This window comes from Faecalicatena orotica (genome assembly GCF_905197545.1).
In the GTDB taxonomy this organism is placed as follows: Bacteria; Bacillota; Clostridia; order Lachnospirales; family Lachnospiraceae; genus Faecalicatena_A; species Faecalicatena_A orotica.
Map to the genome: position 1 here is coordinate 275,071 of NZ_CAJJZH010000002.1, position 15,778 is coordinate 290,848.

Here is a 15,778-nt window from a genome sequence, read left to right on the forward strand (position 1 = left end):
TTTGGCAGTGAAAAAGCCCCGGTTATGATACCGGGGCATTTTCACGTTCGGGGATATGGACTCTGTGTGCCTGACGCACCTTATTCCGGAATTTTGCCAGCAGTTCAGAGCTGCCTTCCCATTTTTCCAGACATGCATTAGCAGACAATTTCTCTTCAAGCAGATGTGCCTGAATAACAAGATTATAATACAGCTGTGCATCTGCCGATACGGACTGGCATATTTTGGTCAGCAGCTCTGTGACGGTTATGTATCTCTTCCAGAGCTGTCTTGTCGCCTTGGCCCGGCTGTAGGGGAATATCAGGCAGTTGGCCAGATAACCGATAAGGGCACCGGCCAGTACGTAGCAGATACGGATTACGAACATACTGCCTACAGCCTGAAAACCAAAACTACTCATAAATACAGCCCCGCCCAGTGCGCCGATTGTTGAACACGCGAAGGTTTCCGTGTAATCAGAAAAGTAGAAGGAAATATAACCGGACAGCATCATGGCGGCTGTACGTCCCGCAGGGGAGGGGATCAGGGAATATATGATAACGGAGATGGCGCCCCCGATCAAGGTTGCGAGGATACGTTTCTTTATTTTTACCGGAACATCATCTGCGTAAGGCAGTGATACGGAAGCAAGTGTAAATAGAAGCCATTTCCCGTGAGGGAGTCCAAGGAACTGGACAAGTGCTGTTGCGCAGGAGAGGAGCAGTGCGGTACGAACAGCATAAACGGCTCGTACAGGGCTGTAGTCCAGAGCCGCGTAAAGCTGTGTTTTCAGGGAGAGGGCGGTCCTGCGGTAGTGGATTCTCCGTTTGGGATCGGTCATGTGCAGGAGCTTATTACGGGTATATGAAAGCGTCTGGTAAAATGTAAGGGCAGTTTTTGTATCTTCAGTATCCGCAGTGTCACAAGTGGATGATTCAGACAGCCCTTCCAGTGTCAGTTCCGGCATGGTTTGGATTTCAGAACTGAGAAAGGCGCGGAAAATCTCCAGCCAGGACTTTGTATGAATCAGGAGAGTTCTGTTCCCGGAAGAGAGTTTCTGGGGCATCTCACTGATGAGAAGGAGCAGGTTTTCCAGACCCCGCCCTGCATCAATCATGGAAAAGCTGGCATCGGAGACACAGAGTATCTTCTTCCTCCGGTCATATACGGTCTGGCTCAGGCGGCACAGCCTGCGTCTGGTCTCGGAAAAATCCGGCTGCTCCCCGGACTGGTCCAGCCGGAATGAAATCATCTTTCCGACATCGTCGATCATTTCATTTAATACATCATTTGCAGTTTCGGCCACCCGTTTCCTTCCCATAAAGAGCTGATACAGGATAATAGACAGTGCCCCTGTCAGCATGCCGTAAAGCCGCATGGGCAGATGGCTTAACTCAACCGGTGAGATAAATACAAGGAAGAGGTAGGATAAAATATACGGAAAATATAAATGGCTGGAATATTCATACGTAAATGCATACAAAATGAGTGCTATCGTGATAAAATTGACAGCAAAACCCGGTAAAGCAGGGAGAATAGTTACCAGGCATGCTGCTATTGCCATCCAAACAAGAACCGCCGACTGGACAAGAAAATGCCGAATCGGTGTGGCAGTGAGGTCCCGCACCATCGAGGCGGACATCATGATCGTGAAGATTACGCCGACGATGGAGTTTTCAGGGCCGAAAACAAATTGAAAGATATTGACATAGGCAATGATAAAAAGGAAGCTAAGAGTACTGAAGCGGAAGTTATCCTTTATCACTGCTGGAATTTTGAATTTTTTGCTCATGAATGATTCACTCTCCTGTTTGAATTAATTTTGAAAGAAGATCAGGCTTTCTATGGATTAAATAGAGGCGCGCTTGAATTTTAGTGGTTTCTATTATATAATCAGTAAAAGTCAACCTACAATGATAGTCATATTTTATTTACTAATTAAAAAGCATAACACTTCCCCACATGTTTGTCAAGATACCGAAATGGTAACAAAAGGAGAGCTTATGAAAACGAAAAAATTGTCTGAAGAACTTGTCCGGAGTCTTCTGAGAGTATTTCCGGCTTGGAATTCGAAACTGGTACGGCCGTTCAGGGAGTCACTGAATAAGGAGATGAGTCTGGAAACCTACTACTGTCTGGAGACTGTCAGAAAGTATGAGAGCACCACAATGACAGAACTTGCACAGCAGTTAAAGGTTCCCAAACAGCAGGTGACGAAGCTGATTGATAAGTTGTGTGATCATCAGTTTGTGGAACGTGTCCATGACGAGAAAGACCGCAGGTCCGTCCGGATATGCCTGACACCACAGGCAGTGGAATATCTGGATGAATATTACCTAAAAAATACAGGATTTATCCAAAAGCTCGAGGAAAAACTGACAGAGGAAGAACTGCGGAGATTGAACGAGGCAATGAAAGTGCTGGAAGAAATACTGCCCGGGCTGGATTAGGCCGGGAACAGTCAGGGAAAAATGTAAAAGATGGAGTCTGGAAAAACATGGATGGAGGTGCTATACTGGACAGTGCGTGAAATTGTATTACATAAGAGTAAAGGATGGAATGAGAGATGAACTCGAAATTAAAAAATGATGCACTGTTAGTATTGACCGCATTGATCTGGGGAAGTGCGTTTGTGGCTCAGAGTGTCGGAATGGATTATATGGGGCCGTTTACATTTAATTCCCTGAGATGTCTGATGGGAGGTCTGGTACTCCTGCCTGTTATATGGATCATGGGAAGAAAGGACCCCAAAGGCCCGGCATACCGGACGGATTCACGAAGTATAGAGGAAGGCCAGAAGAAGCGTGGAGATAAGAAGATACTCTTAACCGGCGGCCTTTGCTGTGGTATTGCCCTTGCAGCGGCGAGCTCCCTTCAGCAGATCGGGCTTGTCTATACCAGTGCGGGAAAGGCCGGGTTTATTACGGCGTTATATATTCTGATCGTGCCTGTGCTCGGGCTGTTTCTTGGAAAAAAGGTCGGGCTTAAGACATGGATCGGCGTGGGACTGGCCATTATCGGGATGTACTTTTTATGTATAAAGGAAGGCTTTTTTATTTCTTATGGGGACTTTCTGGTTATGATCTGTGCATTCATTTTTTCATTACATATTTTAATTATTGATTACTTTTCGCCAAAGGTGGACGGTGTGAAGCTTTCCTGTATTCAGTTCTGGGTAGCCGGAATTTTGTGCGCCGTGCCTATGATTATAAGTGAGAAACCGACTTTTGAGGCAGTGGCGGCTGCATGGCTTCCTCTGCTCTATGCGGGGGTCCTCTCCTGCGGAGTCGCCTATACGCTGCAGATTATTGCACAAAAAAATACGGACCCCACGGTGGCTTCTCTGATCTTAAGCATGGAATCCGTATTTGCGGCGCTTGCCGGCTGGATACTGATAAATGAAACTCTGTCACCGAAGGAAATTTTCGGCTGTGTGCTTGTATTTACGGCGATTATTCTGGCACAGCTCCCTCAAAAGCGGCCTGCATAGTGCCGTCATTCCGGTATATTGTACAGCAGTTTTTCCCGCTGTGTTTTGACTCATAAAGGGCCTGCCCTGCGTGGGTGAATAATTCACTGTAGGAGGTACCGTCCTTCGGATAAGCCGCCGCACCGATACTGATGGTATATTCCGTCCCCTGGTAACACTGCTTTAGGGCAATGGAAAGCATGCGGCAGTACATTAGCATAAATTCTTCGGATACGACCTCATGCAGGTATACCATGAATTCGTTGCCGCCTACACGGGCGGCAATATCCATTTTCCGGATATTATTTTCGGTCAGTCTGGCTACATGCTTTAAAATCTGATCTCCGAACAGATGGCCGTTATTTTCATTCAGCTCCCTGAAATTATCCAGATCGAATAAAATCATTAAGCCCGGTGCCTGATTTCGGGTCTCCAGAATATGGGTGACAACTTTTTGGGCAGCATCTCTGTTAAAGAGATTCGTCAGCGAATCCTTCTGTGCCAGTTCTTCGAGGCGTCTGCCTTCGATTGTCTGCCGGTGTATATTTGCAATTCTGCCTACACAGCTGTACAACTGTTCATTCTGATCGTCATTGGACCATAAAGTCCGCCCGACGATTTCATACCACTCTTCGGAACCGTCCGATGTCGTCATGATAAGCTGTGTGTGGAAGGTCGGGGATGCAGGACTTGCTGAATAAACAAGTTCTGTGAGTTTCTGGAAATCTTCCTCACTAATGATTCCACGCAGATTGTTGTGAGAAAATAATTCGGTGACAATAGTCGGAATATTAAATTCGTCCCGGCACCTGTCTGAAAAAGTTATGGTGTCTGTACTGAAGTCATATTCAAATAATACTTCATCCGTAATGGAGGTAAGAAACTGATATTTTGTCCGTTCCTGTTCTAACAGGAAAAGTGTCCGGTCGGACAGCTTGACACCTTTTTTCTGAACAATTTCCCGTGAGAGCTGGTTAACATCGAAAAGATGGCCGGGGTCCTTGCTCCTGAGCTTAACTGCCTGCTCCAGATGGCCGCTGACTTCTTTCAGGCATGCGATAAGCTTTGGGTTGAACATGCCGCATTCACCGTTCAGAATCATCTGTATCGCCTGCTCATGTGTATAAGGCGGCTTATAGACACGCTCACTCACGAGGGCATCGTACACATCTGCAAGGGAAACAATCTGGGCCGCGATAGGGATATCATCTCCTTTGAGATGGTCCGGATAGCCGTTGCCATCCCAGCGCTCATGGTGCCAGCGGCAGATCTGCCGTGCATATTTCACGAGTTCTTCATCGTTGCCGAACCTTAAGTTTTCAAGCATTTCCGCACCGCATGCAGAATGCGTCTTCATAATCTCGAATTCTTCATATGTCAGTTTTCCGGGCTTGTTAAGGATTTCTTCTGGAATCTCGATTTTACCGATATCGTGCAGGGCAGCTGCATTGGAAATCAGGGCGATATGGGATTCATCCATACTATATTCCTGATAACGTTTCCTGAGTGCCTCCATCAGAATCTCTGTGATGATCCGGATCCTGATGACGTGCAGGCCGGATTCACCGTTTCGGAATTCAACGATCGTACTTAAAATATTGATCATGAGGGCATTATTCCGCTCTTTTTCGATGACCTGCTCCTTAATCAGCGACTCCAGTTCCTTCTGTTTTGAATACAGGATAATTGTATTCTTCACACGCTGGGTTACAATACTTGGGTCGAAGGGTCTGCTAATGTAGTCCACGACACCATATTCGTAGCTTTTTTCTATATATTCAGCAGAATTTTCAGAAGAAATAATCACGACAGGGATTGTTTCATGCCAGTGGTTTTTCTGCATGAGGGCAAGGACATCGAACCCGGTCATTTCAGGCATGATCAGATCCAGCAGGATCAGGGATATGGATGCATCATTATGCTTTAGAATCTCAATAGCTTCTTTCCCGTTACATGCTTCGACGATATTGTAATCGTCCTGGAGTATATCTGACAGTAAACAGCGGTTGAGTTCTGCATCATCTACGATTAGAATCGTTTTCTTTTGTACAGTGCTTTTCATTGACGCGCTCCTTTAAGATATCAGATTTTTGATGGTTTCGTATTCGGTCTTAACTTTCTCGTATTTTTTTTCCACTTCATCAGGGTCCAGTGTCTCAGCAGTCAGGGGTCTTAGATAGGCGGACAATTCTGCGGCAGCTTCTGCAAGAGGGGTCAGCTCCAGATTCAAAGAGAGTCCTTTGAGCGTGTGGGCAGCTTTGAAGGCTTCCTCATAATCTCGTGCTTCCAGTGCTTTTCCCAGGCGGTCAAAATTGTTATCCTTTAAGAATAAGTGCAGATATTTATCAATCAAATGTTCACGCAGAAGTCTTCTAAGTACAAGATTATAATCAACACCGATTGTTTCATAAAATTTTTGAATGTCCATATTCAGATGCCTCATGTTTCTTTCATAAATTTTTCGATTACATATAAAATTCCGTCTTCATCATTCGAGCGAGTGATAAAATCGGCGCTGTCCTTCACGATTGGCTGTGCATTTTCCATAGCAACTCCGAGTCCCGCATATTCGATCATGGACAGGTCATTGTAGCCGTCCCCGCAGCAGATCATCTGGTCCGCAGTCAGGCCCAGACTGCTTAAGAGTTTCTGGAGAGAGTAGGCTTTATCTATGTTCTGTGGCATAATTTCAAGGAAATAAGGCTCAGAACGGTAGATATTCAGCAGCTTGTGAAAACGTTTTTTCAAATCTTCCATTGCTTCTTCTATCACGGCCGGGTTGCCGGTGATCAAGAGTTTATTTACAGGAAAGGTAAGGTGTCCTGTGAAATCATCCATATGTACGACAGGCATCTTATTTATATAAGATTCCTTTTCGGTATACTCGTTGCAGGCAATGCCTGAAATGATATCAGGCCCTTCATAGGTGATGATATCCAGTCCGGGATAGGAACAGGTAATGTCATAAACCGGTTTCAGTACATCCCGGGGCAGTGTGCGGTTATAGAGGAGCTGGCCGTCGGAACATCTGGTGATACGTGCCCCGTTAAAGGACAGAATGTAGCTTCCGTACTTTTTAAGCTCCAGTTCTTCGGCGAGCGGCAGCACACCGTTGATGGGGCGTCCGCTTGCCAGTACTACTTTTTTTCCTTCTTCCTGAATCTCGATCAGAGCTTTCTTGGTAGGCGGTGTGATTTTCTTTTCAGAGTTGGTCAGCGTGCCGTCCAGATCCAGTACCAGCATTTGATATTCCATAATTACCTCGTTTTAAGCGCTTCTACCAGCTCGGGAAATTCCATCCCGTGAGAAGCTTTTATCAGAATTGTATCGTTTTCGTTGATGACAGAATCCACGCTGTTCAGGAATTCTGCTTTGGTGTCATAGTGGTAAATTTCCATACCTGTTTCCAGAGAAGCAGCGCCGCGGGCGATCTCCCGGGCCAGATCACCGATACAGACAAGCATGTGGATTCCGGCTTTTGCAGCATATTGGCCGATCTCATTGTGCATCTCACATTCTTTCGGCCCCAACTCGAACATATCGCCAAGTATAGCAACAGTCCGTCCGTCTGCCTTTGAAAGGACATCAAGGGAAGCCTTCATAGAAGCTGGATTTGCATTGTAGCAGTCATCAATGATCGTCAGGTGACCAGTTTCAATCAGGTTGCTGCGTCCGGCCAGAGGGACTAAAGCCTCAATGCCTTTTTTAATTCCGGCATCATCCATTCCCAGAACCCGTCCGACTGCAATCGCGGCGAGCGCATTGTATACCATATGTGAGCCGGGGATGGAAATATGTGCGGTAAACTCGGAATCCGGAGTGCAGAACAAGGCTGTGGTTCCTTTTAAACCGAGATTTTCAATGTTTTCTGCATAGTATCTGCATCCGGGGTCCAGGCCAAAGAAGATCGGGTCGATCCGGTTGGCAGGAGTTACGGTGGAAAGCATATCATCGTCACCGTTTAAGACAATACTTCCGTTTGGATTCATATACAGGAACATTTCAGTCTTGGCCTTTAGTATTCCTTCACGGGACTTCAATTGTTCAAGGTGTGCGCATCCAATATTCGTAATTACACAGATATCAGGACGGGCAATCTTGGCGAGCCGTTCCATTTCACCGAAATCGCTGATTCCCATTTCTAAGACAGCCACCTCATGGTCCTCGCGAATCTTGAATACGGTCAGCGGCAGTCCGATTTCATTATTAAAGTTGCCCTCTGTTTTCAGGACTTTAAATTTCTGGCCGAGAACAGATGCAATCATTTCCTTTGTGCTCGTCTTTCCCACACTTCCGGATATTCCTACGACCTTGACATGAAGAGAACGGCGGTAATGTTCCGCAATGTCTTTCAAAGCCTGCACGCAGGAATTTACCATAATATAAGGATATGAGGCACCCTCGATCCGTTTTTCAGACAGGGCACACAGGGCTCCGTCGCGGATGGACTGGGGGATAAACATATGGCCGTCAACGCGCGCGCCTCTGATGGCAACAAACAGACAATCCTTTTCAATTTTACGGCTGTCGATGGTGACACTGCTGACTTCCTTATAATAGCAGTCTTCATCCCCATAATAAATTCCGCCGCATGCAACGGCGATTTCTTTTAACGTCATATTTTTCATAGCGTACTCCTATTTCTGGTATCTTTCTTCCAAAGACTTCTGGATGATCAGTTCGCACAGATCACCATATTCAATCCCCATTGCTTTTGCTTCTTTCGGCAGGAGGCTTGCCGCTGTCATTCCCGGAAGGGTATTCATCTCCAGACAGTAGAGGTTACCTGCATCATCAAGCAGGAAATCCGCCCTGCTGTAGACATTTAGTTTCAAAGCATGATAAGCCTTTACAGTAAGTTCCATCATCCGGTCAGAGATGTCGCTGCTGATGTCGGCGGGACAGACCTCGTTGGTTGCACCATCCTGGTATTTATTAGCATAATCGAAGAAACCGGTCTTCGGGATAATCTCAATAGGAAGAAGCGCTTTGCCGCCGATCACCCCACAGGCGAACTCGCGCCCTTTGATATACTCCTCGATTACGACTTCATCTTCATATTTAAAAGACTTCTTCAGGGCATCCTCATATTCTTCTTCGGAATTCACAATATAAACGCCGATGCTGGACCCTCCTGAACAAGGTTTCACAACAACCGGCAGGGTAAGTCCGAGCGCTTCAAGGGAGTTTTCCTTTACCTTCTTATGAAGGCTGACGCCTGCCGGTGTATCAATTCCTGTCTGCAGGAACACCTGCTTCGTAAAGCCCTTATCCATAGCCACGGCGCAGCCGAGAGAATCCGGTCCCGTATACTTAATGCCAAGCAGGTCAAAAGTAGCCTGAAGCTTGCCGTTCTCGCCTTCACCTCCGTGGAGCCCGAGAAACGTAATATCAGCCATACGGCAGAGCTCGATCACATTCGGCCCGAGGAAACAGTCCGACTGGTCCGGGCGCGAAGCCTTAACTGCATCAATATCCGGCTCCGTAGTACCTACATTTTTCGCAATCTCAAGACCGTGTCCCGGAAGCGTAAACACCTCTTCCAGTTTATCTATATCATACGGGAAACCAAGAAACACATCCAGCAGAAAAACATCATGCCCCTTTGCCAGCAGCGTCTTGCAAATCTCCGCGCTGGAAGAAAGAGACACATCACGTTCCGTGCTGAGTCCTCCGGCTAAAACTATAATCTTCATAAATAAATCTCCTTTTTCATAGGGGTCTGACCCCTTTGCTCTCCATTTTCAGAATATTCTAATGTTATTAATCGTATGTTAAATTCACGCAATTCACAGGGCCGGTTTACCGGCTCAGGTCATCCAGCAATGCTGCTTTTGTGTCATACAGTTTTTGTGATAAATCAACATATACGCGGTGCGGGTAGAAGAGACGTTTTGTCTCGTCCCACAATGTTTCCTTTTCGTGTCTGCAGTACTCTGCAATTTCCATGACAGACGGGGAGGTGTAAATGCATTCTCCGTGTATAAATATTGGCTTTAATATCTCACGCATCGTGTAAGTACCGCCCGCAAGCCGTGTCTTCTTCCAGGTTGCATTCGGATCGAACAGCAGCAGTTCTTTGGATGTGTCATATGTCTCATCCGCGAAACAGATTAAGTCGGCGCGGATTTTGCCAGTCTCTTTATCATATACACGGTAGATTGTCTTGTTGCCCGGATTCGTGATCTTTTCTGTATTTTCAGAAATCTTGATCTTAGGTATGAATTCACCCTCTGCGTTCTGGATGGCAGCCAGCTTGTACACCCCGCCGAAAGACGGGCAGTCTTTCGAAGTGATCAGGTTCGTGCCAACGCCCCAGGAAGTGATGGCTGCGCCCTGCATCTTCAGATCGTGGATCAGCATTTCATCCAGATCGTTTGAAGCTGCGATGACTGCATCCGTAAATCCGGCCTCATCCAGCATCCTGCGGGCCTGCTTGGACAGATAGGCAAGGTCCCCGCTGTCCAGACGGATACCGTAATGCTTGGAAATAATTCCTTCTTCCCTCATCTCCCGGAAAACCTGGATCGCATTCGGCACACCGGACTTCAGTGTGTCGTAAGTGTCCACGAGAAGAGTACATGCATCAGGATATAACTTTGCGTATTCCTTAAATGCGGTATATTCGTCTTTAAAACTCATGATCCAGCTGTGCGCATGGGTTCCCATAACCGGAACGTCAAAAAGCTTCCCGGCCAGAACGTTGGAGGTGCCGACACACCCGCCGATCATGGCAGCCCTCGCACCGTAAAGCCCCGCGTCCGGTCCCTGAGCGCGCCGAAGCCCGAATTCCATGATGCCGTCCCCCTGTGCTGCAAACACAACGCGGGAAGTCTTGGTTGCGATCAGGCTCTGGTGGTTAATGATATTTAAAATCGCAGTTTCGACAAGCTGTGCTTCCATAATAGGTGCAATCACTTTCACAAGCGGTTCCTTCGGGAAAATCACAGTCCCCTCAGGAATTGCATAAATACTTCCACTGAAATGGAAGCCGCTTAAGTAGTGCAGGAAGTCTTCACTGAAAATGCCAAGGCCTCTCAAATAGTCTACGTCTTCATATGAAAAATGGAGGTTCTTGATGTAGTCGATTACCTGTTCTACCCCTGCCATAATGGAGTATCCGCTCTTATTCGGATTCTCGCGGAAAAACACATCGAATACAACCGTTTCATTCTCCTGAGTTTCAAAGTAGCCCTGCATCATCGTCAGCTCATACAGGTCTGTCAGCAATGTAAGATTCTGCGTACTCATAATATTCTCCTTTTTACCTTATTCTGCAGCAAACGCTGCAGATTCATCCGCCTGCGCGGCAAATATTGCAGGATGCCGGAGGGGAAATGTGCAGTATATGCACGGGAACAGTATACCATGAACACTAGATTCGAAAGAACCTCATCAAGTGTTCAGGTATGCATTTTCACTAAGCTCGATAAAACCTCGCTAAGTGTAAATAGTATACCACAAATACAAAAATCGTGAAAGAGCAAATACTTTGTGGTTTACGCTCCCAATTTATATAAAGCAAGTGACTTTATCTGTTCATAGTGATAAAATGTGAATAACAAGATGCCCATGTTCGCAGGAAGAAAAGGAGGACGAGGATGATTACAGTATTTAACCGCAAAGAACTGGTAAGTACATACAATATGGGGGAACAGTCGGAAATACGAAACATTTTGTCGCAAAATAAGATTGACTATGATATTAAGACTATAAACAGAAAAAGTCCCTCCCCGATGGCGGCAGGCTCAAGGGCTCATACGGGGACATTTGGTGAGAAGCTGGAATTGGAGTATGAGTACACGATTTATGTAAAGAAAGAGGATTATGATGAGGCATCGTACTTAATAAGGGATGTAAAACCACGCTAAATATGGCAAAGAAGGAGGGTGACACCAGATATGATTCAGAATGAAAATATAGATCACGGGAAAGCTTTCGACTGGGGACGAACGTCATCTGATTATGCAAAATACAGGGATATCTATCCTCAGGAGTTTTATCAGAATCTGGTCGACATGGGCTTGTGCGTGAAAGGCCAGAAGGTACTGGATATTGGAACGGGAACAGGTGTGATTCCGCGCAACATGTATCGGTATGGGGCCGATTTTACAGGAATCGATATCTCGGAAAATCAGATCAGCCAGGCTGCCGCTCTTGCGAAAGAATGCGGCATGGATATAGAGTTTCACTGTACGCCTGCCGAAAAATGTGGCTTTCCGGACGGGACGTTTGATGTGATCACTGCCTGTCAGTGTTTTACCTATTTCAATCATGAAGAACTTGCGCCTCTCATCTGGAGAATGCTGAAACCCGGCGGAAGGTTCGTTGTTCTGTACATGGCGTGGCTCCCGTTTGAGGACATGATTGCCGGAAAAAGTGAGGACCTGATTTTAAAATACAACCCCGCGTGGACGGGGTGCAAAGAGCGGAGGCATCCAATTTCCATACCAGATGTATACGGAATATATTTTACAATGGAAAGTGAAAAGGTTTTTGATATACAGGTGCCTTTCACAAGGGAAAGCTGGAACGGGCGGATGAAGGCGTGCCGGGGCATCGGGGCCTCTTTGTCAGAAGAAGAGGTTGAGAGCTTCGAAACGGAGCACAGGGCCCTGCTAAAGGAAATTGCACCTGAGGAGTTTAATATCCTTCATTACACGGCGATGACTGTTTTAAAGAAAAACGTCTAGTATTTCCAAAGTGGGGCTCTGGCGATGAAGGACAACTTATATGATTGTGCACCGTGCACAAAAAGAGCACTGAGATTTGTCAGTCATGAATAAGGACTTTCGCTATTTAAAATGATATACTGAACCTAAGGCGCCAATGCAGGGCATTACCGGATGTGGGGAAACGACCGCACATTCCGGTGGCCTGCATTGGCTTTTTGTTTTAACGGAATTCTAAATTTTAGAAGAGATGAAAAAGGAGGAACAGGAAATGTTAATGAAACAGATTATCGATGCGTATGAGGTATTGGACAGCAGCTTTGTAACGGGAAAAAAGGTGGAGGAATATCTCCGTGCTATCCAGCCGGATGCGGACATTACCGTTTACGAGCTAAAAGGACCGAAAGGAACTACAGACATGCTGAAGGTGAGAATCCCCGGCAGCAATGGCAAGGCAAAGGGGGGGACGGCTCCGACGATCGGACTTCTCGGTAGGCTTGGTGGAATTGGTGCACGCCCGGAAAGGATCGGATTCGTATCCGACGGGGACGGCGCACTGGCAGCTGTAGCGCTGGCGGCAAAGCTTCTGGATATGCAGAACAAGGGGGACGTACTGGAAGGAGATGTATTTATCTCTACACATATCTGCCCGCATGCACCGACGGCGCCGCATGATCCCGTACCGTTCATGGGCTCTCCTGTAGAGATGTCCCAGGTAAATAAAGAGGAAGTTTCCGATGACCTTGATGCAATCCTTTCCGTGGATACGACCAAAGGAAACCGCGTTATCAACACGAGGGGATTCGCGATTTCCCCGACTGTAAAAGAAGGATACATCCTGCGCACATCCGATGACCTGCTGGACCTGATGCAGATAACGACAGGAAAACTGCCATATGTATTCCCGCTGGCAATTCAGGATATCACTCCATACGGAAATGACCTGCACCATTTAAATAGTGTGCTCCAGCCATGTACGGCTACCAATGCGCCTGTAGTTGGTGTTGCAATTACTGCAGAAACAATGGTGCCGGGATGTGCAACCGGGGCAAGCCATGCGTCAGACATAGAGGAAGCGGCACGCTTCATGCTGGAAGTTGCAAAAGCATTTGGCAGGGGGCAGTGCAGGTTCTATGATGAAGAGGAATTTGAAAGAATGCAGAAACTTTATGGAACAATGAAACATTTCCAGACACTTGGAAAAGAATAATGTTTCAGTATGAAGAACCCAAAGTGATAAAATGCAGGAGGGATTCGGTATGAAGATAGGTGCAATTACAATCGGGCAGTCACCCCGGGTGGATGTGACTGCAGATATTATGGATATATTTGGCGGCAGGATCGAACTTGTTCAGGCAGGCGGCCTGGATGGCCTGACAAGGGAACAGATTGCCAGGTTTGCTCCCGGGGAAGGGGACTATGTGCTCGTATCAAGGCTGAATGATGGGAGTTCCGTGACATTTGCCGAGCGCTATATTCTCCCGCGCCTTCAGGAAGCGATCGACAGGATGGAAGAGGACGGATGCCGGCTGATCATGGTGTTCTGCACCGGTAGCTTTCCAGAGACACTATCGGCAAAGAACATCCCGCTTATCTATCCGTGCGAAATACTGGACCGGCTTGTCCCGCTGATGAGCAAGAAATCCAATATCATCTGTATGACCCCGTCCCCGCTTCAACTGGAGCAGACAGAGAATAAATGGAAAAATTATGTCAAGCAGGTAAAATCCATAGCCGCCTCCCCGTACGGAGACTGGGAGACTTTGGAGAAAGCAGCAGATGAGGCAAAAGAAATGGATGCCGATCTGATCGTTTTGGATTGTATTGGGTATACTCAAAAGATGAAGGATATGTTCGCAGAGAAGACAGGGAAAATGGTTGTCCTGCCGAGGACGCTTCTTGCGAGAGTTGTATCTGAACTGACAGATGTGAAATAACATGAAAGAGGAGTTAGACATGAATGAACTGGTAAATATTGCAGAAGGCATCCTGAAATCGTGTCTGGATGCGAAAGAGGGGGAATCTGTGCTTGTTGTAACAGACGACAGCAGGAGGAAAATCGGCGAAGCATTTTACGATGCCTCGAAGAATCTTGGATGTGAAGGCATGATCCTGATTATGAAAGAGAGGACCGTGAATGGCGAAGAGCCTCCTAAGGCCGTTGCGGAAGCGATGAAGGGCGCCGACATCGTGATAGCGCCTTCAGCAAAGTCGCTGACCCATACAAATGCAAGAATACAGGCGGCTGCGGCCGGGGCAAGGGTGGCAACCATGCCGGGGATCACGAAGGAAATGTTCAGCCAGGGAGCAATGACGGCCGATTATAATGAAGTGGAAAAACTCACGGACAGGATCACTGCAATGCTGACGACAGCAGAGACGGCACGCATTGAAAAAGCAGGGAAGGTGTTGAATCTTTCCTTAAAAGGCCGGAACGGGGTGCCGAGTCCCGGAGTTTACAAGTGTCCCGGAAAATGCGGCAACCTTCCGTCGGGAGAAGCGTATATTGCCCCGCTGGAAGACGGCTCGGATGGGGAAATGATCATAGACGGTTCTATGGTCGGCATCGGAAAACTGGATGCCCCGCTGGAGGTAGTGGTTTCCGGGGGAAAGTTAAGGTCTGTGACAGGCAAAAAGAGTGAGAATCTGGACATACTGCTGAAATCGGAAGAAAACGCCACACTCTGCGAACTGGGAATCGGAACGAATGAAGCTGCTGTCTTAAACGGCATTATTCTGGAAGACGAAAAAGTATATGGGACCGTCCATATAGCATTTGGGACAAACACTTCATTTGGAGGGACCAACAAGGCAGAGTGCCACATGGATGGGATCATTTTGGAACCGACACTCTATCTGGATGATATTCTCGTTATAAAAGACGGAAAGTTCATGGTATAGCAAAAGCAGGAGTTACTGTGCACAGCAGAAGGGTGGGCACAGTAACAGGGCCGGAAACATAATACGGCCGGGAGGGAACATATGGAAACATTTAAAGTAGGGTTAATCCGGGTACTGACAACGGATGATCAGGAAGTACTTCTGGCACACGGGAAAACGATAATGGAAACATTTCCCGGAATCGAGGTAGAGACGAAATGTATTCCCGATCAGTATGAGGGAATACACAGCGAAGAACTGTGCCGGATAGCCATTCCTAAAATTGTTGAGACAGCAAAGACATTTCAGGATGCAGATATGCTGATCGTCAGCTGCGCGGACGACCCCGGTGTAGAAGAAATCAGAAAAGAGATACCGGGCATCCCGGTAACGGGCGGCGGAGAGACAACGGCCGCACTGGCGCTTAAGTATGGAGAAAAAATCGGGGTTCTGGGGATCACGGACTATGCCCCTGCCGCATACAGGCGTCTGCTTCATGGGAAAATGATCTTAGGGAAGCCGGACGGGGTAGACAGTACTCTGGACCTGCTGACCCCGGAGGGAAGAGCCAGTACACTAAAGAAAGGCATGGAGCTGAAAGATCAGGGCGCGCAGGTAATCGCACTGGCCTGCACGGGACTGGGGACGATCGGAATTGCCGGCGAACTGGAAGAAACAACAGGGCTGCCTGTCATCGACCCGGTCATAGCAGAGGGTTTATTCGCGTATTTCGAAAAGGTACGCCGGTCTTCACATCGCATCGGCCAGCGGAAATGAT

15 protein-coding genes are annotated in these 15,778 nt (G+C 47.2%); 8 read left to right on the forward strand and 7 right to left on the reverse strand.

The features are described 5' to 3' along the window. Positions 1 to 22: 22 nt before the first annotated feature. Positions 23 to 1,771: an FUSC family protein gene (locus tag ABIN22_RS04850; protein ID WP_346907001.1), complete on the reverse strand. Its 1,749-nt coding sequence runs from the start codon at positions 1,769 to 1,771 to the stop codon at positions 23 to 25. A 211-nt stretch (positions 1,772 to 1,982) separates the two neighbouring features. Here ABIN22_RS04850 and ABIN22_RS04855 point away from each other — a divergent pair, with 211 nt between their 5' ends. Both ABIN22_RS04855 and ABIN22_RS04860 read left to right on the forward strand, forming a co-directional pair. Next, positions 1,983 to 2,429 (forward strand): MarR family winged helix-turn-helix transcriptional regulator, encoded by a 447-nt coding sequence (locus ABIN22_RS04855; RefSeq protein ID WP_109729963.1) that lies wholly within the window; start codon positions 1,983 to 1,985, stop codon positions 2,427 to 2,429. 116 nt (positions 2,430 to 2,545) lie between these two features. Then, positions 2,546 to 3,469, forward strand: a complete 924-nt coding sequence (locus ABIN22_RS04860) for a DMT family transporter (RefSeq protein ID WP_346907003.1) — start codon at positions 2,546 to 2,548, stop codon at positions 3,467 to 3,469. On the opposite strand, the gene ABIN22_RS04865 is transcribed toward ABIN22_RS04860, so the two are convergent. From ABIN22_RS04865 to ABIN22_RS04890, 6 genes are all read right to left on the reverse strand, one after another. Further along, complete coding sequence (locus tag ABIN22_RS04865; protein WP_346907005.1) at positions 3,432 to 5,510, reverse strand: GGDEF/HDGYP domain-containing response regulator; 2,079 nt, start codon at positions 5,508 to 5,510, stop codon at positions 3,432 to 3,434. The two genes, ABIN22_RS04860 and ABIN22_RS04865, sit on opposite strands and share 38 nt — an antisense overlap. 12 nt (positions 5,511 to 5,522) lie before the next feature. After that, positions 5,523 to 5,876, reverse strand: a complete 354-nt coding sequence (locus ABIN22_RS04870; RefSeq protein WP_181368580.1) for an Hpt domain-containing protein — start codon at positions 5,874 to 5,876, stop codon at positions 5,523 to 5,525. An 11-nt stretch (positions 5,877 to 5,887) separates the two neighbouring features. Then, positions 5,888 to 6,703: a Cof-type HAD-IIB family hydrolase gene (locus ABIN22_RS04875; protein WP_346907008.1), complete on the reverse strand. Its 816-nt coding sequence runs from the start codon at positions 6,701 to 6,703 to the stop codon at positions 5,888 to 5,890. 2 nt (positions 6,704 to 6,705) lie between these two features. Next, complete coding sequence (locus tag ABIN22_RS04880; protein ID WP_346907010.1) at positions 6,706 to 8,076, reverse strand: UDP-N-acetylmuramoyl-tripeptide--D-alanyl-D-alanine ligase; 1,371 nt, start codon at positions 8,074 to 8,076, stop codon at positions 6,706 to 6,708. A gap of 9 nt (positions 8,077 to 8,085) precedes the next feature. Beyond that, positions 8,086 to 9,144, reverse strand: coding sequence for a D-alanine--D-alanine ligase family protein (locus ABIN22_RS04885; RefSeq protein ID WP_346907012.1), 1,059 nt, complete (start codon positions 9,142 to 9,144; stop codon positions 8,086 to 8,088). A 106-nt stretch (positions 9,145 to 9,250) separates the two neighbouring features. After that, a complete protein-coding gene (locus ABIN22_RS04890; RefSeq protein WP_346907014.1) occupies positions 9,251 to 10,699 on the reverse strand; it encodes a nicotinate phosphoribosyltransferase in 1,449 nt (482 codons plus the stop codon). A gap of 350 nt (positions 10,700 to 11,049) precedes the next feature. Here ABIN22_RS04890 and ABIN22_RS04895 point away from each other — a divergent pair, with 350 nt between their 5' ends. The 6 genes from ABIN22_RS04895 (at position 11,050) to ABIN22_RS04920 (ending at position 15,777) form a co-directional block, all read left to right on the forward strand. Further along, the gene (locus tag ABIN22_RS04895; protein ID WP_346907016.1) at positions 11,050 to 11,319 is read left to right on the forward strand and encodes a hypothetical protein; all 270 of its coding nucleotides are present in this window, start codon (positions 11,050 to 11,052) and stop codon (positions 11,317 to 11,319) included. 30 nt (positions 11,320 to 11,349) lie between these two features. After that, on the forward strand, positions 11,350 to 12,141 hold the full coding sequence (locus ABIN22_RS04900; RefSeq protein ID WP_346907018.1) for a class I SAM-dependent methyltransferase: 792 nt from the start codon (positions 11,350 to 11,352) through the stop codon (positions 12,139 to 12,141). Positions 12,142 to 12,391: 250 nt separating this feature from the next. Then, complete coding sequence (locus ABIN22_RS04905; protein ID WP_109729973.1) at positions 12,392 to 13,330, forward strand: DUF1177 domain-containing protein; 939 nt, start codon at positions 12,392 to 12,394, stop codon at positions 13,328 to 13,330. 49 nt (positions 13,331 to 13,379) lie between these two features. Continuing rightward, on the forward strand, positions 13,380 to 14,057 hold the full coding sequence (locus ABIN22_RS04910; RefSeq protein ID WP_346907020.1) for an AroM family protein: 678 nt from the start codon (positions 13,380 to 13,382) through the stop codon (positions 14,055 to 14,057). Positions 14,058 to 14,076: 19 nt separating this feature from the next. After that, a complete protein-coding gene (locus tag ABIN22_RS04915) occupies positions 14,077 to 15,021 on the forward strand; it encodes an aminopeptidase (protein WP_346907022.1) in 945 nt (314 codons plus the stop codon). A gap of 81 nt (positions 15,022 to 15,102) precedes the next feature. Next, positions 15,103 to 15,777 (forward strand): aspartate/glutamate racemase family protein, encoded by a 675-nt coding sequence (locus ABIN22_RS04920; RefSeq protein ID WP_346907024.1) that lies wholly within the window; start codon positions 15,103 to 15,105, stop codon positions 15,775 to 15,777. The last annotated feature ends 1 nt before the right edge of the window (position 15,778 follow it).